At 57.5% G+C, this 24,003-nt stretch carries 22 protein-coding genes and 1 other annotated feature; of the genes, 6 read left to right on the forward strand and 16 right to left on the reverse strand.

All coding sequences use genetic code 11. The features are described 5' to 3' along the window. Positions 1-19: 19 nt before the first annotated feature. Positions 20-1,429, forward strand: coding sequence for an NADP-dependent phosphogluconate dehydrogenase (gene gndA / locus FS690_RS01150; protein WP_039385340.1), 1,410 nt, complete (start codon positions 20-22; stop codon positions 1,427-1,429). 68 nt (positions 1,430-1,497) lie between these two features. Continuing rightward, positions 1,498-2,505 carry an LPS O-antigen chain length determinant protein WzzB gene (gene wzzB / locus FS690_RS01155; protein WP_104085176.1) on the forward strand — a complete coding sequence of 336 codons (1,008 nt, stop codon included), beginning with the start codon at positions 1,498-1,500 and terminating at the stop codon, positions 2,503-2,505. A gap of 39 nt (positions 2,506-2,544) precedes the next feature. Here the strand turns inward: wzzB and FS690_RS01160 are convergent, their stop codons facing one another. The 14 genes from FS690_RS01160 to hisL all read right to left on the reverse strand — a co-directional run bounded on the left by FS690_RS01160 (position 2,545) and on the right by hisL (position 13,805). Continuing rightward, the gene (locus FS690_RS01160) at positions 2,545-3,660 is read right to left on the reverse strand and encodes a succinylglutamate desuccinylase/aspartoacylase family protein (RefSeq protein ID WP_039385336.1); all 1,116 of its coding nucleotides are present in this window, start codon (positions 3,658-3,660) and stop codon (positions 2,545-2,547) included. A 111-nt stretch (positions 3,661-3,771) separates the two neighbouring features. Further along, positions 3,772-4,569: an ABC transporter substrate-binding protein gene (locus FS690_RS01165; RefSeq protein WP_145338954.1), complete on the reverse strand. Its 798-nt coding sequence runs from the start codon at positions 4,567-4,569 to the stop codon at positions 3,772-3,774. Between the two features lie 64 nt (positions 4,570-4,633). After that, the gene (locus tag FS690_RS01170) at positions 4,634-5,110 is read right to left on the reverse strand and encodes a YbaK/prolyl-tRNA synthetase associated domain-containing protein (protein WP_039385330.1); all 477 of its coding nucleotides are present in this window, start codon (positions 5,108-5,110) and stop codon (positions 4,634-4,636) included. Then, a complete protein-coding gene (locus FS690_RS01175; protein ID WP_145338955.1) occupies positions 5,097-5,432 on the reverse strand; it encodes a helix-turn-helix domain-containing protein in 336 nt (111 codons plus the stop codon). Before FS690_RS01175 ends, FS690_RS01170 begins: the two co-directional genes overlap by 14 nt. Continuing rightward, a complete protein-coding gene (locus tag FS690_RS01180) occupies positions 5,429-6,523 on the reverse strand; it encodes a type II toxin-antitoxin system HipA family toxin (RefSeq protein WP_255471469.1) in 1,095 nt (364 codons plus the stop codon). Before FS690_RS01180 ends, FS690_RS01175 begins: the two co-directional genes overlap by 4 nt. Positions 6,524-6,568: 45 nt before the next feature. After that, a complete protein-coding gene (hisIE, locus tag FS690_RS01185; protein ID WP_145338957.1) occupies positions 6,569-7,180 on the reverse strand; it encodes a bifunctional phosphoribosyl-AMP cyclohydrolase/phosphoribosyl-ATP diphosphatase HisIE in 612 nt (203 codons plus the stop codon). Then, complete coding sequence (gene hisF / locus FS690_RS01190) at positions 7,174-7,950, reverse strand: imidazole glycerol phosphate synthase subunit HisF (protein ID WP_039385316.1); 777 nt, start codon at positions 7,948-7,950, stop codon at positions 7,174-7,176. The genes hisIE and hisF overlap by 7 nt, the downstream gene beginning before the upstream one ends. Then, positions 7,932-8,669, reverse strand: a complete 738-nt coding sequence (gene hisA, locus FS690_RS01195; protein WP_039385314.1) for a 1-(5-phosphoribosyl)-5-[(5-phosphoribosylamino)methylideneamino]imidazole-4-carboxamide isomerase — start codon at positions 8,667-8,669, stop codon at positions 7,932-7,934. The genes hisF and hisA overlap by 19 nt, the downstream gene beginning before the upstream one ends. Then, on the reverse strand, positions 8,669-9,259 hold the full coding sequence (gene hisH, locus FS690_RS01200) for an imidazole glycerol phosphate synthase subunit HisH (protein WP_039385312.1): 591 nt from the start codon (positions 9,257-9,259) through the stop codon (positions 8,669-8,671). The genes hisA and hisH overlap by 1 nt, the downstream gene beginning before the upstream one ends. After that, positions 9,259-10,326 (reverse strand): bifunctional histidinol-phosphatase/imidazoleglycerol-phosphate dehydratase HisB, encoded by a 1,068-nt coding sequence (gene hisB, locus FS690_RS01205; RefSeq protein WP_039385309.1) that lies wholly within the window; start codon positions 10,324-10,326, stop codon positions 9,259-9,261. Before hisB ends, hisH begins: the two co-directional genes overlap by 1 nt. After that, on the reverse strand, positions 10,323-11,399 hold the full coding sequence (gene hisC / locus FS690_RS01210; protein ID WP_108569548.1) for a histidinol-phosphate transaminase: 1,077 nt from the start codon (positions 11,397-11,399) through the stop codon (positions 10,323-10,325). Before hisC ends, hisB begins: the two co-directional genes overlap by 4 nt. Then, on the reverse strand, positions 11,396-12,703 hold the full coding sequence (hisD, locus tag FS690_RS01215; protein ID WP_145338958.1) for a histidinol dehydrogenase: 1,308 nt from the start codon (positions 12,701-12,703) through the stop codon (positions 11,396-11,398). The genes hisC and hisD overlap by 4 nt, the downstream gene beginning before the upstream one ends. A 3-nt stretch (positions 12,704-12,706) precedes the next feature. After that, the gene (hisG, locus tag FS690_RS01220) at positions 12,707-13,606 is read right to left on the reverse strand and encodes an ATP phosphoribosyltransferase (protein WP_039385304.1); all 900 of its coding nucleotides are present in this window, start codon (positions 13,604-13,606) and stop codon (positions 12,707-12,709) included. Between the two features lie 54 nt (positions 13,607-13,660). After that, positions 13,661-13,782 (reverse strand) — a sequence feature (His leader region). Then, complete coding sequence (hisL, locus tag FS690_RS01225; RefSeq protein ID WP_100396937.1) at positions 13,758-13,805, reverse strand: his operon leader peptide; 48 nt, start codon at positions 13,803-13,805, stop codon at positions 13,758-13,760. It overlaps the preceding feature by 25 nt. 181 nt (positions 13,806-13,986) lie before the next feature. On the opposite strand from hisL, the gene FS690_RS01230 reads away from it, so the two are divergent. After that, a complete protein-coding gene (locus FS690_RS01230) occupies positions 13,987-14,814 on the forward strand; it encodes an SDR family oxidoreductase (protein ID WP_039385302.1) in 828 nt (275 codons plus the stop codon). Between the two features lie 33 nt (positions 14,815-14,847). On the opposite strand, the gene FS690_RS01235 is transcribed toward FS690_RS01230, so the two are convergent. Both FS690_RS01235 and puuD read right to left on the reverse strand, forming a co-directional pair. Next, positions 14,848-16,125, reverse strand: coding sequence for an FAD-binding oxidoreductase (locus FS690_RS01235; protein ID WP_145338959.1), 1,278 nt, complete (start codon positions 16,123-16,125; stop codon positions 14,848-14,850). A gap of 10 nt (positions 16,126-16,135) precedes the next feature. Further along, the gene (gene puuD / locus FS690_RS01240; RefSeq protein WP_071668093.1) at positions 16,136-16,897 is read right to left on the reverse strand and encodes a gamma-glutamyl-gamma-aminobutyrate hydrolase; all 762 of its coding nucleotides are present in this window, start codon (positions 16,895-16,897) and stop codon (positions 16,136-16,138) included. Positions 16,898-17,106: 209 nt separating this feature from the next. Between puuD and FS690_RS01245 the strand changes: the two genes are divergently transcribed. The 3 genes from FS690_RS01245 to FS690_RS01255 all read left to right on the forward strand — a co-directional run bounded on the left by FS690_RS01245 (position 17,107) and on the right by FS690_RS01255 (position 23,995). Then, on the forward strand, positions 17,107-18,522 hold the full coding sequence (locus FS690_RS01245) for a glutamine synthetase family protein (protein ID WP_145338960.1): 1,416 nt from the start codon (positions 17,107-17,109) through the stop codon (positions 18,520-18,522). 370 nt (positions 18,523-18,892) lie between these two features. Then, the gene (locus FS690_RS01250) at positions 18,893-20,251 is read left to right on the forward strand and encodes an APC family permease (RefSeq protein WP_104085170.1); all 1,359 of its coding nucleotides are present in this window, start codon (positions 18,893-18,895) and stop codon (positions 20,249-20,251) included. 1,203 nt (positions 20,252-21,454) lie between these two features. Then, positions 21,455-23,995: an autotransporter outer membrane beta-barrel domain-containing protein gene (locus FS690_RS01255; protein WP_186368968.1), complete on the forward strand. Its 2,541-nt coding sequence runs from the start codon at positions 21,455-21,457 to the stop codon at positions 23,993-23,995. Positions 23,996-24,003 lie beyond the last annotated feature (8 nt).

A 24,003-nucleotide genomic window follows, 5' to 3' on the forward strand; every position in this document is an offset into this window, starting at 1 on the left:
CAAATGACAGGAGATAACGATGTCTAAGCAACAGATCGGCGTAGTAGGGATGGCAGTAATGGGCCGTAACCTGGCTCTCAATATCGAAAGCCGTGGTTACACCGTTTCTATCTTCAACCGCTCACGCGAAAAGACCGATGAAGTCATTGCTGAGAATCCGGGTAAGAAACTTGCTCCGTTTTACACCGTAGAAGAGTTTGTTGAGTCGCTGGAAAAACCGCGTCGTATTCTGCTGATGGTGCAGGCGGGTGAAGCGACAGATAAAACTATCGCATCGCTGACGCCGCATCTGGATAAAGGCGACATTCTGATTGATGGCGGTAACACCTTCTATAAAGACACCATCCGTCGTAATCAGGAGCTCAGCGAGCAGGGCTTTAACTTCATCGGTACCGGCGTCTCCGGCGGTGAAGAGGGCGCGCTGAAAGGCCCTTCTATCATGCCTGGCGGTCAGAAAGAAGCTTATGAACTGGTTGCTCCTATCTTTGATAAGATTGCTGCCCGTGCAGAAGATGGCGACGCCTGCGTGGCGTATATCGGCCCGAACGGCGCGGGTCACTATGTGAAGATGGTGCATAACGGTATCGAATATGGCGATATGCAGCTGATTGCTGAAGCTTATGCGCTGCTGAAAGGTGCGCTGGGTCTGAGCAATGAAGAGCTGGCTGAAACCTTCACCGACTGGAATAACGGCGAGCTGAGTAGCTACCTGATTGACATCACCAAAGATATCTTCACCAAGAAAGATGAAGAAGGTAACTACCTGGTTGATGTGATTCTGGATGAAGCAGCAAACAAAGGCACCGGTAAGTGGACCAGTCAGAGCTCGCTGGATCTGGGTGAGCCGCTGTCGCTGATCACTGAATCTGTATTTGCCCGCTACCTCTCTTCACTGAAAACGCAGCGCGTTGCTGCCTCTAAAGTCCTGAGCGGTCCACAGGCGCAGGCAGTAAGCGGTGATAAAGCGGAGTTCGTTGAGAAAGTGCGTCGCGCACTCTACCTGGGCAAAATTGTCTCCTATGCGCAGGGCTTCTCACAGCTGCGTGCGGCATCAGAGCAGTACAGCTGGGATCTGCAGTATGGTGAAATCGCGAAAATTTTCCGTGCCGGCTGCATCATTCGTGCACAGTTCCTGCAGAAAATTACTGACGCCTATGCTGCCGATGCCAATATCGCCAACCTGCTGTTAGCGCCATACTTCAAAGATATCGCTGACCAGTATCAGCAGGCGCTACGCGATGTAGTGGCTTATGCAGTACAGAACGGCATCCCGACCCCGACCTTCTCCGCAGCTATCGCGTACTATGACAGCTACCGTTCAGCGGTGCTGCCTGCTAACCTGATTCAGGCGCAGCGCGACTACTTTGGTGCGCATACCTACAAGCGTACCGATAAAGAAGGTGTATTCCACACCGAGTGGTTAGAGTAACTGTCCTTAACACCTCCCGTCCGGGAGGTGTTTTTTTATGCTGATAATGATTGGCGAGTAATGAATTTATGAATGCAAACAATAAGCCCGGACTGAATAACGATCCGGGCGTTCTGGCTTCAAACAATAATGATGAAATAGATTTGCTCGACATAATTGTCCAGCTGTGGAAAGGCAAATGGATAATTATTGTGACGATGGTAGTGACGATGTTGTTAAGCATTGTCTATTTAAGCGTGGCGAAGGAAAAATGGACGTCTGAGGCCATTGTTACGCAGCCTTCAGCGGGACAGGTTGCCAGCTATAACGCCACGCTGAGCGTGCTTTATGCGCAAAACATCCAGGAAAAACCGTCAGTTACCGATCTGCAAAACCAGCTATTTGGCCGCTTTAGCGCCTCAATGAATGCGCTCGCTGGCGCCCTGGCAAATCAGGAAGAGCCTGAAACATTAAAAATCAACCAGGTGAATAAAGGTAGTAATGATGCGCTGACTATCTCTTTTGTCGCGCAGAGCGCAAAAGAAGCGCAGGCGCAGCTGAAAAAGTATCTTACGACTGTAAATAATGAAGTCGTCAGCGATTATGGTCAGGATCTAAAACATAGCCTGGGCGTAAAAGCCAAAGAGCTGAAAGAAATTCTGGATGCGCACAAGCAGATCGCCATTAACAAAAAACAGCATCGTCTTGATGTGATTAATCAGGCGCTGAAGGTGGCGGAAGCGGCCGGCCTCGCAAAATCACAGCTGAGTCAGGCAGAGTATCTCTCTGATGACACGCTCTATCTGCTGGGCAGTGAACCGTTACGGGCGATGGTAACCAATGAAGCGACCAAGCCGCTCGATTTTGATGATGACTATTACAGTGCCGAGCGCGCGCTGCTCTCTATTACGCACGTCACCATCAAGGCAGACAACCTGCAGTCGTTCCGCTATATCGCTGAAGCTGACCTGCCGATTCGCCGCGACAGTCCGAAAAAGACCCTTACCGTATTGTTAGCCCTGATCCTGGGCGGCGTGCTGGGTTCGGCTATCGTGATTGGCCGCAGCATCGTCAGCAACTACCGCAGTCGTCACTAAAATAAAAAAACCGGCCCCTGAGCCGGTTTTTTTATGCCGTCACATCACCAGCAGCTCACCGCTGCGTCCCGCACTTTCCCCCGCCAGCCGCACCGCCAGCATTCCGGACGTGACAAATTTGGTCAGGTTTCTGGCGTAGAGCACGCCGCCATACTCAGCAACCAGCGGCGTAATGTGGTCGCTGACCGGATCGATCACTTCTGCCACCACTTCCCCCGGTTTAATCCACTCACCCAGCTTACGCCGGTTCAGCAGCAGGCCGGAGTAGGGCGCATGAATATATTCACAGCCCGCCAGCGGCGTGGGCGGATGGCGCAGGGCAGGAGAGACGCCCGGATCGCCGCTGATATAGCCGCTTTCGGTGAGCGCATTAATGATTGCATCGGCATCTTTTTCCGCCTGTTCCGCAGAGACATCGGCGACGCCGCGCAGCTCCAGCGTCACCGGCAGCAGACCGCGCGGCATCGGGTAGTCATCGCCAAAGCGTTTTGCCAGCGTCAGCCAGGGTTCGCAGCACGCTTCGTCGAACGGCTCACCGCCGGAAATCTGCGCCAGCAGCTGCACCTCACTGCCGAGCCAGCGCGCCAGCGGTTCCACTTCAGACCAGGCGTGAGGCGTTGTATAGAGATGCGGCAGCGCATCCCAGTCGCAGTGCAGGTCGATCATCAGATCGGCCTGACTTGCCATACGCATCAGGGTATAGCGCTGCGACTCCAGCTCGGTTCTGGCTATCTGATCGCGGTAGTAAAGGTCGATGGCATCGCGGATCAGGCGTCTGTTTTCATATTCACTCTGCGTCAAAGACCCCGCCAGTTCAGCGGCCAGCTTCTCACCCAGCGCCGGAAAGCGCCGGTTAAAATCCTGGCCAGAGAGAGTATGAAAACGCCCCAGATGCGTGCCGTGCCAGTGCTGACCCAGCGCCAGCGGATTGGCGACCGGGACCAGCGTGATTTTCGCTTTCAGCTTGCCGGCGGACTCCAGCGCCAGCAGCTTCTGTTTAAGATACCAGGCAACCGCCATACCTGGCAGCTCATCGCCATGCAGGGCGGCCTGAATATAGACGCGCTTTTGCGAGTCGGTACCGAAATGAAAGCTGACTATCTCTCGCTGGGTGCCCAGCGAGGCGCTCAGTAATGGATGATGTTGTTGTTGCATAGGGCGGCCGGTGTCCTGTTTCTGAGGCTGCAGTAGCGCGCATGCCTGTTAAGGTGACTGAACAGAGTATAGTTCCGTTAAAAAAGCGGCGGCAAACGCGCCGCCGGAGATTCACGGCTGGACAGAGATATCTGTCGCGAAGTAGCGCTTCTGGATAGTGTCAAATGTGCCGTTTTTCTTCAGCTCATCAAACGCGCCGTTGAGCGCCGCTTTGAGTTCAGTGTCGCCTTTACGCAGGCCGATAGCGGTGCCAGGGCCAATCAGCGGGTCCTGCACAATCGGGCCGGCCAGCGCAAAATCTTTCCCCTGTGGATGTTTCAGAAAACCGATAGCCGCCTGCGCAGCGTCGGTAAACACCGCGTCCAGACGGCCGGAGATGAGGTCGCTTTCCACCTGAGCCTGGTCGCCATACGGCACCACATTGACGCCGTGCGGCTGCCATTTAGCGCGCGCATAACGCTCCTGCACCGTACCCTGTTCCACGCCCACGCTTTTGCCCTTCAGCGACTCTGCGATCGGCAGCAGGCCGGAGCCTTTACGCGCTATCAGCTGCACGTGCGTGTCATACATCGGTTCGGTAAAGTCGATCTGCTTCAGGCGCTCTTCGGTCACGCCCATATCGGAGAGGATAGCGTCAAACTTGCGCGCCTTCAGCGCCGGGATCATGCCGTCAAACTGGCTTTCCACCCAGATGCATTTGGCCTGCATCTGCGCGCACAGCGCGTTGCCCAGATCGATATCAAACCCCACCAGCTTGCCCTGCGGGGTTTTGGACTCAAACGGCGGATAGGTCGGATCAACCGCGAAACGCACCTGATCAATCTTTGCCTGCGCGCCAAAAGCGCAGCCAGCCAGCAGCGCCAGCGCTGCGGTATTGCGCAGACGCGCGGTAAAACGGGAGTGTGCCATAAACGGGTTCTTCTGTTGTAAAAGCGGGTATTCCGAGAGTACCCCCCGCGGTGGCGGATGGCAATTAGAGGATTATTTTCATCACGTTACCATTATGCAGCCGCTGGTAATCGTTAATATTCAGCACTACGGATCTCTCCAGCACTCCGGCATTAAACGCGATTTCGCCATAGCGTTCAAACAACAGCGGATCGACTACCAGCCGTAAATCTTCATGAAAGCTAAACGGTGGAATCGCCCCAAATACACAGGCGGTCAGGGCATCCACTTCTGCCGGGGAGGCCAGCGAGGCACGACGTCCACCCACCGCAGCCGCCACTTTACTCAGGTCCGCCTGCCGATCGGCCGGCAGCACCGCCAGTACATATTGCTTGATACCGTTACCTTTGACATGGCACACCAGCGCTTTCGCACCCTGGCCCACCTCTGTACCTCGCAAAGCCGCCACTGCTTCACACTTCCCGTTCGCTGCATGCTCCAGCAGGCGATATTGAGCGCCGTGCTGGTCGAGCAGGGCGATAAGTTTTTCATGGGTGGTCATGGGATGCGCCCTGTTGAGCCAGCAGCGCAATCAGCGTTTGCCGCATGTGAGATTGTTGTGGCAACACACCCATTTCCAGCCCCAGCGGCCTGAAAGCGCGATTCAGCACATTCAGGGTTACGCTCTCTTTATCCTGTTCGATATCTGACAGGGTACGCCGGCTGATGCCAGCCAGCGCCGCATAGCGATCCTGTGAAAATCCCAGCACCTGTTTGCGGAGTTGCATAAGTAACTTGCCGTGGCTGGCTTTTTCTTCAATCGACTGACGTAATAACGCCAGGAATAACGCTTCACGTTCAAACGGCGTCATGGTTTTCATCATAATTTCCACCCTGCGATGCGCTCATCCAGAAAATTGAAGCCAACGCCGGGCATTTCGAGAATTGACGCAGGCACACCGCGTTGCGCCAGGCGCACCTTAAGACCAGTCAGCTTTTTCGCTAGTATACGTAGCGCCTCCAGTAACCTTTTCTCAGAGACCAGATAGTTCAGACGTTGTGCAATCAGATGCCAGTTGTAATGACCGCCTTCTTCATACGGTGAGCCCCATTGTGTAGTACGAACCACACCTTCAGGATCGGCTTTCATGGGCGCAAAGTCGTAAACGGGGGCAAGCCACATACCGCTGGGTTTTTTCAAAATAGCACTGTTACGGCCATGATTATCGGAGTTGCCAAAGGCAATGTTCAGCATGTCGCGTTTAACCCATTCAATAACCAGTAATTCGCGTTCTGCCTCTGCCAAATTCAACTTTTCTATCAGACAGTGAATGATGTCGAAATGGTTGAGATAGCTTCCCGGCGCTTTTTGCACCAGTGAGTAGACGGATTCCAGTCCATACAGGACTTTTCTGTTTTCAACGAACGCTATATCAAATCGTGGTAGCCATAGCGATGGGTAACGTGTGCCTTCGCACAACAGCATTTGCCTGGTATCAATAGTGTCTATGCCCAGTGCCTGAAGTTCATGATAGAAGTGATACTCGGCGCGCAGAATATCGCAATCAATCGGGCTGCGAGCACCACGCGGATATTTAACGAGATAAGAGGTATCCTGATTCAAAGGATCGTCTTGCCAGGTATCTATCCACACTTCCTGTTGTGCATTCCGGCGTAACAATAATTTTGGCGCTTCCCCGCCTGCACCCGTTGCACCGCCGCTGGCCGCGCCCATCTGCTGTGCGTATTCAAGAAAATCACTGTCGCGCTCAATAGCCCATTCTGCGGAAAAACGCCGGGTTGGCAGAGTGCTATTCACAGGAAGCTGTGGCAGAGACTCTTTAATACGCAGATTACCCACGGGGGCGATGGTACCCGCTTTCAGTAGTGCGTAATCCTGCTCACCTGCGGATTTGCCCTGCAGTCCCAGTTGGCTGATCCAATAACGACGGCTGTTGAGAAGAATGCTGCTCAAAATAATTCCTGGTTACTAATTTTGAGCAGCATGTTGCACAATTGGTTACTTATGACGGACGCGCAAATTGTTAACGATCGCGCTTAAATCCAGATCCTGGTCCTGCAGCAGCACCATCAGGTGATAGAGCAGGTCGGAGGCTTCGTTGGTCAGTTCATGACGATCGTTCACCGTGGCCGCCAGCGCGGTCTCCACGCCCTCTTCGCCAACCTTCTGCGCAATACGCTTGGTGCCGCTGGCGTAGAGGCTGGCGGTATAGGAGCTGGCGGGATCGGCATCTTTCCGCGACGCCAGCAGCTGCTCCAGTTGATAGAGGAACGTCCACTCCGGGGCGGCAGGCGAGAAGCAGCTGGAGGTGCCAAGATGGCACGTCGGCCCGACCGGGTTCGCCAGCACCAGCAGCGTATCGTTATCACAGTCTGGCGTAATGCTCAACACTTGCAGAAAGTGGCCGGAGGATTCGCCTTTGGTCCAGAGCCGCTCTTTGGTGCGCGAGAAAAAGGTGACGTTGCCTTCCGCCAGCGTTTTTTCCAGCGCCGCCTCATTCATATAACCGTGCATCAGCACTTCGCCGGAGACGTTGTGCTGCACGATAACGGGCATCATGCCCGCGGTTTTGACCCAGTCCAGGCGGGCCAGTTGGTCTGCTGTTAACACGCGCGAATCTCCACACCGTTGTCGATCAGAAAGTTTTTCAGCTCACTGATATTAATAATCTGCTTATGAAACACCGACGCCGCCAGGGCACCATCAACGTTTGCCTGCGTAAAGGCGTCAAGGAAGTGCGGCATGGTGCCGGCACCGCCGGACGCGATTAGCGGCACGCTGCACACTTCGCGGACCTTCTGCAGCTGAACCAGATCGTAGCCGTTACGTACGCCATCCTGATTCATCATATTCAGCACGATCTCGCCCGCGCCGAGCTTCTGCACTTCCCGCACCCAGTCAAGGGTTTCCCACTGCGTAACCCGGGTGCGCGCTTCATCACCGGTATACTGGTTGACGTGATATTTACCGCTCGCCTCATCAAACCAGGTATCAATGCCTACTACTATGCACTGCACGCCAAAACGGTCGGCGAGACGGGTGATCAGCGTCGGATCGGCCAGCGCCGGGGAGTTGACCGAGATTTTGTCAGCGCCAAACTGCAGAATGCGCGCGGCATCCTCCTCGCTTCTGATGCCGCCCGCGACGCAGAACGGAATGTCGATCACTTCCGCTACGCGGGAGACCCAGCTTTTGTCGACCACGCGGCCATCCGATGAGGCGGTGATGTCATAAAACACCAGCTCGTCGGCCCCTTCCTGCGCGTAGCGCTGCGCCAGCGGCACAATGTCGCCGATGATTTCGTGATTGCGGAACTGCACGCCTTTTACAACCTGTCCGTCACGCACGTCCAGACAGGGGATTATCCGTTTTGCCAGCATGAAATCGCCTCCGCTACCGTAAATTTATCTTCCAGCAGGGCACGACCGACGATCACACCCTGCGCACCGCTGCCGCGCAGCGCGGCGATATCCGCCAGCGAGCCAATGCCGCCGGAACTCTGAAAGGCGATGTCCGGAAAAGCAGCAGACACCTCTTTATACAGCGCCACGTTTGAGCCGCTCAGCGTGCCGTCGCGTGAAATGTCAGTGCAGAGCACATGCTTCAGGCCCACCGGCTGATACCAGCTAATCACCTCTTCCAGCGTAACGCCCGCCGCTTCCTGCCAGCCGCTGATCGCCACTTCTTTACGGTTAGCCGCGTCGATGCGCACATCCAGCGCCAGCACGATGGCGTCGGCACCGAATTCGCTGAACCAGCTTTTCACTTCTTCCGGCTGTTTGACTGCCGTTGAGCCGACCACCACGCGCGTGGCCCCGGCGGCAAGCAGGGCGGCCACATCATCACGCTGGCGAATGCCGCCGCCAACCTGCACCGGTACGCTGACGCCGCGCAGCAGCGTGGTCAGCAGCGGGATCTGGCGCTTAGCCGGATCTTTTGCACCGGTCAAATCCACCAGGTGCAGCACACCGGCGCCCTGGCGTTCATACTCCTGCAGGCGCGGCAGCGGATCGCTGCCGTAGTCGCGCTGCTGACCGTAGTCACCCTGATGCAGGCGCACCACCTTGCCATCAATCAAATCTAACGCGGGGATAATCATTACATCTCCAGAAAGTTTTTCAGCAGCTGCGCGCCCGCTTTGCCGGAGCGCTCGGGGTGAAACTGCACGCCAAAGAAGTTATCTTTCTGCAGTGCGGCGGTAAAAGGCAGGCCGTAGTCACACTGCGCAATCGTGGCGGCGTTAACCGGCATCGCGTAGCTGTGCACAAAGTAGAAGTAGCTGCCATCCGGAATATCGCGGAACAGATGGTGTCCCGCTTTGGCGGTGATCTGATTCCAGCCCATGTGCGGCAGCGGCAGGCCCTGCGTATCCATCAGCGCCACCGGCTCATCAACGATACCCAGCGTGCTGATGCCGCCATTCTCATCGCTGCCGCGTCCCAGCAGCTGCATACCGAGGCAGATCCCCAGCACCGGCTGCGTACAGGCTTTGATCAGATCAATCAGCTCGCGCTCTGCCAGCTGGTTCATCGCCGCCTGTGCGGTGCCGACGCCCGGCAGCAGCAGTTTATCGGCGCGCAGTACCACATCGGCATCGCGGCTCACTTCAGGCGTATAGCCGAGGCGCTCAATCGCCCATCTGACCGACGAGAGATTGGCGCAGCCGGTGTCGAGAATGACCACGTTCATCACAGCACTCCTTTTGAGCTCGGCAGGGTATTCCCCTCGACGCGGATCGCCTGGCGCAGCGTGCGGCCAAAGGCTTTGAACAAACTCTCCACGCGGTGGTGATCGTTACGGCCTTTGGTTTTCAGGTGCAGCGTGCTCATCATGGCGTAGGAGAGCGAGCGGAAGAAGTGCTCGACCATCTCAGTGCTGAGATCGCCTACGCGCTGGTAGCTGAACTCCGCTTTGTATTCAAGATGCGGCCGGCCGGAGATATCGAGCGCGCAGCGCGCCAGACACTCATCCATCGGCAGCACAAAGCCGAAACGGCCAATGCCGCGCTTGTCGCCCAGCGCCCTGAGCAGCGCTTCGCCCAGCGCCAGGCCGGTATCCTCCACCGTGTGGTGATCGTCAATATAGAGGTCGCCTTTGACGTCGATATTCATGCGAAAGCCGCCGTGTACCGCGATCTGGTCCAGCATGTGGTCAAAAAAGCCGACGCCGGTGTTGATTTTGCTGCCGCCTTCACGGTCGAGCCACACTTCCACTTTGATCTGCGTCTCTTTGGTGTTGCGGTTGACCAGCGCATAGCGGTCGCGTTTGGTGAGCTGCGCCTGAATGGAGGCCCAGCTCTCGCCTTCGGCGCCGTAGCGCAGGCCCTGAATGCCCATGTTTTCCGCCAGCTGCAGATCGGTCTGACGGTCGCCAATCACATAGCTGCTGGTTTTATCCAGCGCGCCCTCTGCCAGCCACGCCTCAACCAGCCGGGTTTTGGGTTTACGGCAGTCGCAGTTATCGGCGGGCAGGTGAGGGCAGATCAGCACATCGCTGAAGTTGATTCCCTGCGAGGTAAAGATCTGCATCATCAGCGTATGCGGCGCATCGAAATCGGCCTGCGGGAAGCTTTCGGTACCCAGACCATCCTGATTGGTGATCATCACCAGCTGGTAGCCCGCTTCCTGCAGCGCCAGCAGCGCGGGGATCACATCTTTCTCCAGCGCCAGCTTATCCAGGCGATCTACCTGAAAGTCAGACGGCGGCTCGGCAATCAGCGTGCCGTCACGGTCAATAAAAAGGATCTTCTGGCTCATGCTTGCTCCACGGAAAAGGCTTGCAGCGCGGCGATCAGGCGCTCGCACTCGGTTCGGGTACCAATTGAGATGCGCAGGCATCCGGCAAGACCGGGATTTTTGTTCTGGTCACGCAGAATAATGCCCCGATCCCACAGCGATTTAAACACGGCTGGCGAGTCGGTGAAGCGCGCGAGAATGTAGTTGGTCTCGCTCGGAAACACCTGCTCCACCACGGGCAGCTGCGGAAGCTGTTCATACAGCCATGCGCGGTTCGCGTTGAGTTCAGCGACATGCTGACGCATCAGCGCAATGCCCGCCTCGCTCAGCGCCTGCGCCGCAACGTCAGCGACCGGCGTGGCAAGCGGATAAGGTGCGATCACCTTCATCAGCAGATCGATAACCGGCTTGTTAGCCAGGGTGAAACCGCAGCGCAGACCCGCCAGCGCGAACGCCTTTGAGAGCGTGCGCAGGATCACCAGATGCGGATACGCCTGCAGCCACGCCGCAAGCGTTGCGGCCGGGCAGAACTCAATATACGCCTCGTCTGCTACCACCAGCGCTTTACCGGCGGTCATGTCCAGCAGCGCCCGGATATCATCCTGATTGATCAGGTTACCGGTCGGATTGTTCGGGCTGCAGAGGTAAACCACTTTTACGCCATCGAGCTTACCGGCAATGGCCGGCAGGTTAAGCTGCCAGTTGTCCAGCGCCGGCACGGTACGGTACTCAATACCGATAGTTTCGGCGCTGACGCTGTACATACCATATGTCGGCGGACAGAACAGAATGGCATCTTTGCCCGGCTCGCAGAACGCGCGCATCAGCAACTCGATGCCCTCATCAGCGCCGCGGCTGACCAGAACCTGCTCCGGGGTTAAACCGGCGTAGGCGGCATAGCGCTCAATCACCAGCCGCGGCTGGCACTCCGGATAGCGATTCAGCGTCTGCTGTGACAGCTCAAACGGCACCGGCAGCGGAAATTCGTTAGCGTTCAGCCAGACATCCCCGTTGCCACCCAGGCGACGCGCTGACTGGTAGGGCGTCAGGGCGCGGACGTTAGCACGCGCTAACGTTTCAATTTCAGTGCTCATGCTTGCTCCTTCAGGGCGGCAACGCGCAGGGTAACGGCGTTTTTGTGCGCATCAAGCTGCTCGGCGGCGGCCAGGGTTTCAATGGTGGCGGCCAGGTTCATAAAGCCCTGCGGCGTCAGTTCCTGCACCGTCATCCGCTTCTGGAAATCTGCCAGTCCGAGGCTGGAACTGGTGGCGGTATAGCCATAGGTTGGCAGGACGTGGTTAGTGCCCGAGGCGTAGTCACCGGCAGATTCCGGTGACCAGTCGCCGAGAAATACCGATCCGGCGCTGGTGATAGCATCGACCAGATCGCGCGGCTGGCGCGTCTGAATGATCAGGTGCTCCGGACCATACTGATTTGAAATCGCCACGCACTGCGCCAGATCCTGCGCCACGATCAGGCGGCTGCTCGCCAGCGCCTGACGCGCGGTGGCGGCGCGCGGCAGTGCGGCCAGCTGCGCCTCAACGGCCTGCGCGACCTCTTCGGCCAGCCTCTGCGACGGCGTCAGCAGGATCACCTGAGAGTCAGGACCGTGTTCCGCCTGCGACAGCAGGTCAGAGGCGACAAACGCGGGCGTCGCCCCTTCATCAGCGATCACCAGTACTTCAGAGGGGCCGGCAGGCATATCGATAGCCGCGCCGTCGAGCCGCTGGCTGACCTGACGCTTCGCCTCCGTCACCCAGGCGTTGCCCGGGCCAAAGATTTTGTCCACTTTCGGCACCGATTCGGTGCCGAAAGCCAGTGCAGCAATCGCCTGCGCGCCGCCGACCTGAAACACCTCCTGCACGCCGCACAGCTGTGCGGCATAGAGAATTTCATCGGCAACCGGTGGCGGCGAGCAGAGCACTACGCGGCCGCAGCCAGCGATGCGCGCCGGCGTTGCCAGCATCAGCACGGTGGAAAAGAGAGGCGCAGAGCCGCCCGGAATATAGAGGCCTACCGACTGCACCGGCCGCGTAATCTGCTGACAGCGCACGCCGGGCTGCGTTTCGACATCCACCGCGGCCAGAATCTGGGCGTTGTGGAAGGTCTCAATATTGCGCACGGCAACCGCCATCGCCTGTTTAAGCTCGTCGCTCAGGCGTGCGCTGGCGGCCTGCATCTCTGCCGCAGAGACGCGCAGCTGGCTGATCTGCGCCTTATCAAACTGCGCGCTGAAGTCGCGCAGTGCCGCGTCGCCGCGCGATTTCACTTCCGCCAGCACGTTCTGCACGGTGGCGCTGACGGTGGCAGAAGCGGCAATGGCCGGACGCTGCAGCAGCGCCTGCTGCTGTGCGGCGTCGCACTGCTGCCAGCTGATTGGGGTCATCAGGGTGCTCATCGGTTACTCCAGCATTTTTTCAATCGGCAGCACCAGGATCGAGCTGGCGCCCAGCGCTTTCAGTTTTTCCATGGTTTCCCAGAACAGCGTCTCGCTGCTGACCATGTGCATCGCCACGCGGCTCACTTCGCCCGCCAGCGGCAGCACGGTAGGACGCTCGGCGCCAGGCAGCAGGGCGATAACCTCTTCCAGCCGCTCGCTCGGCGCGTGCAGCATGATATATTTTGATTCGCGCGCTTTGATCACGCCCTGGATACGCGTCATCATGGTGTCGACCAGCGCCTGCTTGGCAGCCGGCAGCTCGCCGTCGCGCTGGATCAGTACCGCTTTGGAGCGGTAGATCACCTCGACCTCACGCAGGCCGTTGGCCTCCAGCGTGGCGCCGGTAGAGACCAGATCGCAGATCGCATCAGCCAGGCCTGCGCGCGGCGCGACTTCTACTGAACCATTCAGCAGGCAGGATTTAAACGGGATACCCTGTTTGTCGAGATACTGTTTCAGCAGATGTGGATAGGAGGTGGCGATACGGGCGTTGTTCAGGCACTGCGGACCGGTGTAGTCGGCATCTACCGGCATCGCCAGCGACAGGCGGCAGCCGCCGAAATCCAGACGACGCAGCGTAAAGTAGCGCGGATCCTCACCCTGCGAGCGGCGGGTCAGCAGCTCCTCTTCCAGCACGTTCTCACCGACAATGCCGAGATCGACCACGCCATCCATCACCAGACCGGGAATATCGTCATCGCGCACGCGCAGGATATCGATAGGCATGTTCTCCGCAAACGCAATCAGACGCTGCTGCTGAAGGTTGATTTTGATGCCGCAGCGCGCCAGCAGTTCGCGTGATTCATCACTTAAACGGCCAGATTTCTGCATAGCTATGCGTAAACGGGTGTTATCTAACATGGTTCCTGTCCTCTTATTTGATCCTGTCTGAACGTGTTACGTTTGCGTTCGCCCATAAAAAAACCCCCGGAAGATGATCTTCCGGGGGCTCTCTTTGCGCTCGCACCACTGGAAGATCCTGAACGTCTCCCAGCACACATCGCCTGAAAGACTAGTCAGGGTGATGGTGGTGATGATGGTTGAACTGAACGCGTGTCATAATAAATTCCGTTGCTGAATGAGTATTCATTTGCGTGCTGATTAACCTAGCGAAGATGGCGCGGCTTGGCAACCCTTTTTTAACGTCAGTTTACGGAACCTTCCGCAACACTTTGCGCTGGTTTGCCGGGCAGCGCCGCTCTAAGATGAGATAACGATGGCGCGCAACAGCAGGAGCAGAGATGAAACGAGTCGCGATTACGGGTCTGGGCTGGCTGGGGATGCCGCTGGCAATGGCGCTGACGGCGCGGGGCTGGGAAGTGACCGGCACAAAAACCACGCCGGATGGCGTTGAAGCCGCGCGGCGCTGCGGCATTGAGGCGTATCAGCTGAAACTGACGCCGGAAATTGAGTGTGATGCTGACGAACTTGAGGCGCTGATGCAGGTGGATGCGCTGGTGGTTACGCTGCCGGCCAGCCGCACCGTGCAGGGGGCTGACGCCTATATGCAGGCGGTACAAAACGTGGTGGACACGGCGCTGGCAAGCCGGGTGCCGCGCATTATTTTCACCAGCTCCACCTCGGTCTACGGCGCAGGTGAGGGGATCATGAAAGAGCAGAGCGCGCTCCAGCCGGAGACAGTCGCCGGCAAAACACTGGTCGAGCTGGAGCACTGGCTGCACGGCCTGCCGGGCACCAGCGTGGATATTCTGCGGCTCGCCGGTCTGGTGGGGCCGGATCGCCATCCTGGTCGCTTTCTGGCCGGGAAAACCGGGCTGGAACAGGGCAGTCACGGCGTGAACCTGGTGCATCTGGATGATGTGGTAGAGGCGATTATGCTGCTGCTGCAGCGGCCAAAAGGCGGGCACACCTACAACCTCTGCGCGCCGCATCATCCGTCGCGGGATACGTTTTACCCTGACGTGACAAAGAAGCTGGGCCTGGTGCCGCCCACGTTCAGTGCGCAGTCCGGCCGCCCGACCGGCAAACTGATTGATGGCACAAAAATCTGCGATGAGCTCGGCTTTGAGTATCGCTACCCCGATCCGGCACGCATGCCGCTGGCATAAACCCGGCGGGAGATCTGCGTCTCCCGCTGCGGCTCAGACGCCCAGCCGATCGCGCAGCGCATACCATACGGCGCCCATTGCCGTCAGAGGAACTTTAAACCGGCGTCCGCCAGGGAATGGCAGATGCGGCAGCCGGGCAAAGGCATCAAACCGCTCCGCCTGACCGCGCAGCACCTCGGCAATCAGCCTGCCGGCGAGATGCGTGCAGGTTACGCCATGGCCGCTGTCGCCCTGCATAAAATAGGCGTTCCGCTCCAGCTGACCAAACTGCGGCATCCGCGACAGCGTCAGCAGAAAATTACCGCTCCAGCGGTGGCTGATTTTGATATTGCGCAGCTGCGGAAATGTGCGCTGCAGCTTGGGCAGGATCAGAGCGTCAATGTCAGCTGGTTCGCGCGCGCCATATACCACGCCTCCGCCATACAGCAGACGGTTATCCGCGGTAAGACGAAAGTAATCGAGCAGATAGTTACAATCTTCCACGCAGTAGTTGTTAGGCAGCAGCCCGAGCGCCTGGTCGCGGCTCAGCGGTTCGGTGGTTACAATCTGCGAGCCGCACGGCATGCTTTTGCAGCTCAGGCGCGGCTCCAGCTGCGCCGGCAGATAGGCGTTGCCGGCAAAGATCACAAAGGTAGCATGCACCTCCCCGTGCGCGGTGGTAATGCGGTGCGGTGCGCCGTAGTGCACGGCGAGGGCGGCGGAGTGTTCATAAATACGCCCGCCGTGGCGGCGGATCGCCTCCGCTTCTCCCAGCGCCAGGTTCAGCGGATGCAGATGCGCACCGCGCTTATCCAGCAGACCGCCGACATAGCGATCGGTAGCGATTTCCCGCCGGATGCCGCGCTCATCCAGCAGCTCCAGGCTCTGATTGCCGTAGCGCGCCCAGCTCGCCTGCTGACGATGCAGGTGGCCCATCTGCCGCGGGTTGAGGGCAGCGAAAATACCGCCCGGCCGGTAGTCGCAGCTGATGGCGTAGCGATCGATACGGTCGCGGATAATATCGGCACCCTCAAACATCATGCTGCCGAGCATCGCGGCGGTTTCTTTACCGTAGCGCTGCTCGATCACATCCACGTCGCGGCTATAGGAATTAACTACCTGACCGCCGTTACGTCCGCTGGCACCAAAGCCGATGGTGGCCGCCTCCAGCACGACCACGTCGTAGCCCGCTTCGGTCAGAAACAGCGCCGAGGAGAGACCGGTAAAGCCGCCGCCGATAATACAGACGTCGCACTGAATACTCTCCTGCAGCGCAGGCCAGGGGGCGTGCGGGTTAGCGCTGGCTGCGTAATAGCTCTCCACATGGTGCATCACATCCTCCTCAGGGTCGTGCCCGGTGATAATCGCTGGCGGCCTGAATAAAAGCAGCAAACAGCTGGCGTGAAACCGGGTTCTGCTCAGACTGCCACTCCGGATGCCACTGTACCGCCAGCGCAAAAGGGTGATGACGCAGGCTCACCGCCTCAATCACGCCATCTGCGGCGCGTGCTTCTATGCGCAGCTGCGGACCCGGCGTGCGTACGCCCTGCGCATGCAGTGAGTTAACGGCGAAGGGGGCCTGGCAGTCAGGCAGCTGACTCAGCAGCCCGCCCGGTTCCGGCGTGACCAGATGCGCCGCAGCGTACTGTTGCGACAGCGGCCGGGCGGGGTCTTCACGGTGATCCTGAAACCCGTCAACCTGATGCAGCTGACGATAGAGCGCGCCGCCATTGGCGACCACCAGCTCCTGCAGGCCACGACAGATACCCAGCAGCGGCATCTGCCGGCTGGTGGCCCAGGTAATGGCCGCAAAGGCCAGGCGATCGCGCCCCGGATCGCTGTGCGCTTCACTGCCCGCTTCGCCATAGTGCCAGGGTTCAATATTGCTGGGGCTGCCGGGCAGCAGCAGGCCGTCCAGCAGCGCCATGCTTTGCGCCAGCAGCTTTGGTGCCTGCAGCAGCTGATGCGGCAGCGGCAGCGGTACGCCACCGGCCGCAACCACCGCATCCGGATATTTATTGTGCAGCGTCTGAGCGGGGTGGGGACCGGCCATGTTCTGGCACATCACTATTCCGATCAGCGGTTTTACAGCATCTGTCATCATCGGGTTACCACGCTGAGAGTGCTGACGCTCTGCCGGCAAATTCAGGCAGGCGTTTAAGCGAGCCTGTTATTCTCAATCTAATCTGCCCGCGCCGAACTGCAAACCAGATTGTTACATTTGCACACTATTTGTGTTGGCGCTATGTTAGAGCTGTAGTTCGGAATTAAAGCATCGCGCAAACCTCATTAACGGTAACTGGCGGGTGGTATATGACGAATATCGTGGAAGTAGAAGATTTCACGCGGCACAGTGAAGAGAAGCGAACAAGCGCGTTCCAGCTGGAGGTGAAAACCTGGCTGGAACGCCATCCCGAAACGCAGTATGTCGATATCCTGTTAAATGATTTAAATGGTGTTTTTCGCGGTAAGCGCATTCCGGTTGCCGCGCTGCCAAAGCTGGAAAAAGGGTGTTACTTTCCCGCCTCTGTTTTTGCCATGGATATTCTCGGCAACACCGTTGAGGAAGCCGGTCTCGGACAGGCACTTGGCGAACCCGACAACCTCTGTATTCCTGTTCCTGGCACGCTTATCCCTTCTGCTTCCGATCCGCAACGCATTGCCCAGCTGCTGCTGACGATGTGCAACCAAGATGGCACTCCCTTTGACGTTGAACCCCGAAACGTGCTGAACCGGCTGTGGCAGCAGCTGCGCAATCGCGGGCTGTTTCCGGTGGTAGCGGTAGAGCTGGAGTTCTATCTGGTTGATAAGCAACGTGACGCCGGCGGCTTTATTCAGCCACCGTGCTCGCCGGGCAGCGCAGAGCGCAACATGCACTGTCAGGTTTACTCCGTGGACAATCTCGACAATTTTGCTGACGTGCTGCGCGATATCGACGTGCTGGCGCAGCGGCAGGGTATCCCGGCAGATGGCGCCCTGGCAGAAGCCTCACCGGGCCAGTTTGAGATCAACCTGCATCACACGCAGGACATCCTTAAAGCGTGCGACGACGCGGTGCTGCTGAAGCGACTGGTGCGGCAGGTGGCGGAAAATCACGGTATGACCGCCACGTTTATGGCGAAGCCCTATGAAGAGTATGCCGGCAGCGGTATGCACGTACATATCAGCATGCTCGACGCGGCGGATCATAACGCTTTCTCTCTCGATGATGGCAGCAACTCGCCGCTGCTGAAGCGCGCGCTGGCGGGCATGATTGACCTGATGCCGGCGTCAATGGCGCTGCTGGCGCCCAACGTCAATGCTTACCGGCGCTTCTCGCCAGAGTCGTTTGTGCCGCTGCAGGCGTCGTGGGGACATAACAATCGCACCGTGGCGCTGCGCATTCCGTGCGGCGACAAAGAGAACCATCGCGTGGAGTATCGTGTAGCGGGTGCGGATGCAAATCCCTATCTGGTCGTGTCAACAATTCTTGCCGGTATTTTGCACGGTCTGGATAATCAGCTACCTTTACCTCATGCGGTGACCGGAAACGGACATGCGGCGGAAGGGCTGGCACTGCCGATTCGCCAGAGCGACGCACTCTATGAGTTTGAGAGCAGCTACCCGCTGCAGAAGCTGCTGGGAGAGCGTTTCAGCCGCGTGTGGCATAGCTGCAAGCAGTGTGAGCTGCGCGAGTTTGAGCGATTGATCACCGCTACAGAGATTGACTGGATGCTAAAGAACGCCTGACGCACAGAAGAATTGCGTTAACGTCTTGTGTCGATGGTATAAGTTGGGGCAAAATATGCCCCCTGCAAAAGACAGAACATAGCCGACGCATTGAGCGTCGGTTATTTTTTTGCATAATGTTTTTAATACATACATAACCGAGGCCGGACACGTATCCGGATAGATAGACACCGAAACACGCTTCTGCGTGAGATTTGAGGAACAAAGATGGGACTGTTTACAATTGCACCAGCACTGGCTGGTTCTCGCTTTCGTGATGATTACGGCGCGGCGACAATCGCAAACACTAATATCACTTCTCACTGCAGCACGTTGCGCAGTATCCCTGTGGTACAACTGACATCAGTTGCTGCTGTAGGGGGTCTGAACAATGTCGCTTAATACCTCTGCCGCACCTCAGCGTGCACATCTGAAAAAAACTCTGACCCTGCTTCCGGTCGTCATGATGGGCCTGGCGTATATGCAGCCAATGACCCTGTTTGATACCTTCGGCATTGTGTCAGGTTTAACCGACGGCCACGTCGCCACCGCCTATGCTTTCGCCCTGATTGCGATTCTGTTTACGGCTGTGAGTTACGGTAAGCTGGTACGCCGCTTCCCATCTGCGGGCTCCGCTTATACCTACGCTCAGAAAGCCATCAGTCCGCACGTCGGCTTTATGGTGGGCTGGTCATCGCTGCTGGACTATCTGTTCATGCCGATGATCAACATCCTGCTGGCAAAAAGCTACTTTGAGTCGCTGGTGCCGGGCATTCCGTCGTGGATTTTCGTTGTGCTGCTGGTGGCCTTTATGACCATCTCCAACCTGCGTGGTATCAAAACCGTGGCCAACTTTAACAGCGTCATTGTGGTGCTGCAGGTTGTAGTCATGGCCGTGATCACCGGTATGGTGGTTTACGGTGTGGCGCACGGTATTGGCTCCGGTACGCTGGTGAGCACGAAGCCGTTCTGGTCTGAGCATGCTCAGGTGGTGCCGATGATCACCGGTGCGACGATTCTCTGCTTCTCGTTCCTCGGCTTTGACGGCATCAGCTCGCTGTCGGAAGAGACCAAAGATGCTGAACGCACCATTCCGCGCGCCATTTTCCTGACGGCGCTGATTGGTGGTGTGATCTTTATCGCGGTCTCCTATTTCCTGCAGCTCTACTTCCCGGATATCTCGCGTTTCCAGAATCCGGACTCGTCACAGCCTGAAATCATGCTGTTTGTGGCCGGTAAAGCGCTGCAGATCGGGATCCTGATCTTCTCCGTGGTGACCGTGCTGGCGTCAGGCATGGCAGCACACGCAGGCGTTTCACGTCTGATGTACGTGATGGGCCGCGATGGCGTCTTCCCGCAGCGTATCTTTGGCTTCGTGCATCCAAAATATCGCACGCCGTCACTGAACGTACTGCTGGTCGGCGCGGTGGCACTGCTGGCTATCAACTTTGATCTGGTGACCGCTACGGCGCTGATCAACTTTGGTGCGCTGGTCGCGTTTACCTTTGTTAACCTCTCTGTGATCGCGCAGTTCTGGATCCGTGAGAAGCGTAACAAGACGCTGAAAGACCATCTCAACTATCTGGTGCTGCCTGTGATGGGCGCGCTGACGGTGGGTGCACTCTGGATCAATCTCGAAGAGACTTCCATGGTGCTGGGTCTGGTATGGGGCGCAATTGGTATCATCTACCTGGCGTTCGTGACCCGTACTTTCCGTAATCCGGTCCCGCAGTTCAGCGAAGAAGTGTGATGTTCGTGACCGGGTGCGCAGCGATGCGCACCCGGTCTGCTCTCTGCAGTACCTGCCTCCTGATATCCGTTACCTGCGCCTGCCGTTTCCTCTCTGTGCTTCCAACTCTTTGTTCATCATTACTCGTCCCTCAGCAGCAGCATAATGACGCCACTATCCCGGCGGGCCGGGCGATGGTGAAACCTAACGCTCACTGCTACATCGTCGATAACACGCCACACAGCTTTATTAAGCCACTGAGCCGCGTAATGAAGTCTGCTAACACCTTTTCGCGAATAAATCACAGTTTTTTATTTTATTCACAACTTAATAAAATAAAAAAATATCAATAAGAATATCTGCCCGCGTGCTTCTGCTAATTCATAAGCTGACTTATGTAAAGTTGCTTTATTTTTTGACTAAATTGATTGTGCTTTATTTAGCAGGATTGAATAATTATCAATATTACTCTCTGTGTCCTTTTAAAAGGAATATTAAATGGCGCTTCTCAGGCTCGTTACAGCGACAGGCTGTCAATTCATCCTCGGGGCTGCTCTCTGCAGCGTGCCTGTCTCGCGGGCTCAGGTTTCTAACTCAGGCGATTCATCTCTCACCTGTCAGCCATCGGGAGGCTGTTCAGGGAATATTGGTATTTTAGCCACGGGAACGGCAACCCTCTCTGATGGATCGTTTTCCAGCCTTTCAGACATTATCAGAGTAGGCCGGTTTGGCACGTTTTTGCTGACTGGCGCGACTACTCATCTCACTTCTTTTGACATGAGCCTCGGTGACAGCAGCGCGCCGGGCGCAGGTTCAGTGCTGGTGAGCAATGGCGGCCGTCTCTATCTACAGCGAAGTGAGATCTATGGCACCGTGACGGCCAGAGGCAGCGGTTCACACTTTAACTTGTATAATTTCGATAATAATTATTCATTAGATAAGGGATCGGTGCTCAATATACTGGATGGTGCAACAGGCAATGTTGCGCAAATAAACGGTTTAATCAGTGACGGCAGCACAATTAACGTTTCTGGTAAAGGTTCATACCTGAGGATGCATTCAAGCATACTCGTGGATGACCAGCGGTTAACAAACAGTACTATTAATATAGACAATGGCGGCCTGCTCGATATACGGGCGGGGACCAGTAGTAATGCCCCTCCAAAAAATATAATAGCGAACGGGAGTTTAATAAGCGTCAACGGCGCGAACTCAATTCTGCAGGTGGCTGACCTGATTGCCACTGGAACCAACCTGCAGGTTCTGAACGGTGGATTAGCCGATCTGACGGGCAATATGGTTCAGACCGGGGGGCGCCTGCTGCTTGCCGGAGGCGGCACTCTGACGGCAAATACCTTCAGCTTAACCGGAGGCTCAGGCTCAGCCCCGGCAACCCTCCAGATTGGTGATGCCACAAATGGAATAAATGGGCCAGGCGTGATCAATACCCGTTTAACCCGTTCAATTGCCCTGGCTTCAACGTCATCATCGCGTGCAGGCGTGGTATTTGATCACACCGGTTCAGATTATGTTTTTACCCATGCTCTCACAGGCAACGGGGATGTCGCCGTGTTATCCGGCACCACTACTTTGGCTAATCAGAACAGCTATTCAGGCACCACCTCTGTAACCGGCGGAGTGCTGCGCGCGGGAGCGGCCAACGCCTTAAGCAGAAACTCCCGCTATCGCCTGTCAGGCACAGGTACGCTGGACCTGAATGGCCTAAGCCAGGATCTGGGGCAGGTAACCAACGACGGCACCGTCATCGTAAGCGGTTCAGTATCACCAACCGTTGTGAATATGAATGCAGGATATACAGGCAGCGGACGGCTGTCAGTGGCTGGCGAGAATACAACGCTTAATATTACCGGACCGTTTACAAATGTGGGCGCTGTTGAGGCGGCATCCGGCGCAAAAATCACTGCAGCTGCGCTGACTAATAATGGCCGGGTCATGCTCAGAGATACCGGGACCACGCTCACGCTCGCAGACGGGCTGACCAGCAATGCTGACTTCAGCGTCACTGGCGGCGCAGCAGTTACCACCCGGCGCGTGACGAACGGCGGCACTATGCTGCTGAGTGGCGCAGGCAGCAGCATGCGTCTCTCCGGCCAGTATGACAACGCCGGCATCCTGCAGCTTGAAGAGGGTGCTGGCTTTACGTCAGGCACTTTCGTTAACGACGGCACCGTGCTGATTACCGGCAGTGGTACGCAGCTTCACACTGACACCCTGACAAACAACAGCACCGGTCTTATTGACCTTAACGGCTTTAGCCGGACGCTGGGCGACATCATCAACGCCGGTACCATCAACCTTGCCGGGAGCAGCGCCGGTGCGGTGCTGACCGTAAACGGCAACTACACCGGCTATAACGGCCTGCTGCTGTTTGGTACTGAACTGGGCGACGACAGCGCCACTTCAGATCGGCTGGTCGTGACCGGTGATGTAACCGGCACTACCCGGGTCCGGGTGAATAATCTGGGCGGTAGCGGCGCAGAGACGCTGAACGGTATTACGTTGATTGAGGTAGAGGGCAGCGCGGACAGCAGCGCCTTTACGCAAGAGGGCCGCATCGTGGCGGGCGCCTACGACTACCGTCTGGTGCGCGGGAACCGGGACTGGTATCTCACCAACCGTACGGATCTTGAAACCGGGCTTCCCATTATTCCGGATGAAGAAGAGGGCAACGGCAGCGGTGGCGATAATGGTGGCGGTGATGGTGATAGCGGCAGCGGTGATAACAGCGGTGGTGATAACGGCAGTGGCAGCGGGGGCAGCAGCGGTAGCGACGGCAGCGGCAAAGGCGTCATGGTGCTGCGTCCGGAGGGGGGCGCCTATGCGGCAAACCTGGCCACGGCTTCGACGCTGTTCGACACACGCATGAACGACCGCCAGGGCACCTGGTACCTTGATCCGGTCACGGGGGAAGAGAAGCATACTTCGCTGTGGCTGCGCACATCGGGCGATCATAACCGCCTGAACGCGGGCGGCGGACAGCTTTCAACCCGCGCTAACAGCAGCGTGACGATGCTGGGCGGTGATGTGGCGGCGACGGAAACGGCGCGTTTTGGTCTGATGGCGGGCTACGGCAACAGCAAAAGCAACACCGCATCAACCATCACCGGCTACCGGGCCCGGGGGCAGGTTAACGGGTACACTACCGGCCTTTACGGGACCTGGTTCGCGCAGGGCACGGACGAAAGGGGCCTGTGGGCAGACAGCACGCTGCAGTACAGCTGGTTTAACAATAGCGTGGATGGTGAGGACGAGGCGGGCGAATCCTACAGTTCAAAAGGGCTGAGCGCATCACTCTCCACCGGCTATGTGATCCCGCTGGGCGCAAATGCGCGCACGGCATTCTTTCTGCAGCCGCAGGCGCGGGTGAGCTGGTCAGGAATTAAGGCGGATGATCATACCGAGCGCAACGGTACGCTGGTGCAGGGTTCAGGCCAGGATAACATAAGCAGCAGCCTGGGGATGAAGGCGTTCATGAAAGGTCACTCGCAGCTGGACGACAACACCGGACGCCAGTTCGGGCTGTTCGCGGAGGTGAACTGGATCCACAACACGCGCGAGTACGTGGTGCGGATGGATTGCGTCAGCGTTTCGCAGAACGGCAGCCGCAACATCGCGGAGGCGCGCGTCGGAATCGATGGGGCGCTGGGCGGCGGCTTGGGCGTAAAAGGCACCATCGGACAGCAGGTGGGCGACAAAGGCTGGTCGGATACGGCGGCGGCGATAAGCATCAGTTACCGGTTCTGAGCCTGTGC

This window comes from Pantoea sp. PSNIH1 (genome assembly GCF_007680655.1).
Taxonomy (GTDB): Bacteria; Pseudomonadota; Gammaproteobacteria; order Enterobacterales; family Enterobacteriaceae; genus Pantoea; species Pantoea eucrina.

Excerpts from the sequence above, each read along its gene's own strand:
- FS690_RS01165 (WP_145338954.1), bottom strand. The coding sequence starts at position 4,569 with ATGGCACACTCCCGTTTTACCGCGCGTCTGCGCAATACCGCAGCGCTG.
- hisH (WP_039385312.1), bottom strand. The coding sequence starts at position 9,259 with ATGAACGTGGTCATTCTCGACACCGGCTGCGCCAATCTCTCGTCGGTC.
- gndA (WP_039385340.1), top strand. The coding sequence starts at position 20 with ATGTCTAAGCAACAGATCGGCGTAGTAGGGATGGCAGTAATGGGCCGT.
- FS690_RS01175 (WP_145338955.1), bottom strand. The coding sequence starts at position 5,432 with ATGATGAAAACCATGACGCCGTTTGAACGTGAAGCGTTATTCCTGGCG.
- FS690_RS01160 (WP_039385336.1), bottom strand. The coding sequence starts at position 3,660 with ATGCAACAACAACATCATCCATTACTGAGCGCCTCGCTGGGCACCCAG.
- puuD (WP_071668093.1), bottom strand. The coding sequence starts at position 16,897 with ATGATGACAGATGCTGTAAAACCGCTGATCGGAATAGTGATGTGCCAG.
- hisG (WP_039385304.1), bottom strand. The coding sequence starts at position 13,606 with ATGTTAGATAACACCCGTTTACGCATAGCTATGCAGAAATCTGGCCGT.
- FS690_RS01230 (WP_039385302.1), top strand. The coding sequence starts at position 13,987 with ATGAAACGAGTCGCGATTACGGGTCTGGGCTGGCTGGGGATGCCGCTG.
- wzzB (WP_104085176.1), top strand. The coding sequence starts at position 1,498 with ATGAATGCAAACAATAAGCCCGGACTGAATAACGATCCGGGCGTTCTG.
- hisA (WP_039385314.1), bottom strand. The coding sequence starts at position 8,669 with ATGATTATCCCCGCGTTAGATTTGATTGATGGCAAGGTGGTGCGCCTG.
- FS690_RS01245 (WP_145338960.1), top strand. The coding sequence starts at position 17,107 with ATGACGAATATCGTGGAAGTAGAAGATTTCACGCGGCACAGTGAAGAG.
- hisC (WP_108569548.1), bottom strand. The coding sequence starts at position 11,399 with ATGAGCACTGAAATTGAAACGTTAGCGCGTGCTAACGTCCGCGCCCTG.
- hisD (WP_145338958.1), bottom strand. The coding sequence starts at position 12,703 with ATGAGCACCCTGATGACCCCAATCAGCTGGCAGCAGTGCGACGCCGCA.
- hisF (WP_039385316.1), bottom strand. The coding sequence starts at position 7,950 with ATGCTGGCAAAACGGATAATCCCCTGTCTGGACGTGCGTGACGGACAG.
- hisB (WP_039385309.1), bottom strand. The coding sequence starts at position 10,326 with ATGAGCCAGAAGATCCTTTTTATTGACCGTGACGGCACGCTGATTGCC.
- FS690_RS01170 (WP_039385330.1), bottom strand. The coding sequence starts at position 5,110 with ATGACCACCCATGAAAAACTTATCGCCCTGCTCGACCAGCACGGCGCT.
- FS690_RS01250 (WP_104085170.1), top strand. The coding sequence starts at position 18,893 with ATGTCGCTTAATACCTCTGCCGCACCTCAGCGTGCACATCTGAAAAAA.
- FS690_RS01235 (WP_145338959.1), bottom strand. The coding sequence starts at position 16,125 with ATGCACCATGTGGAGAGCTATTACGCAGCCAGCGCTAACCCGCACGCC.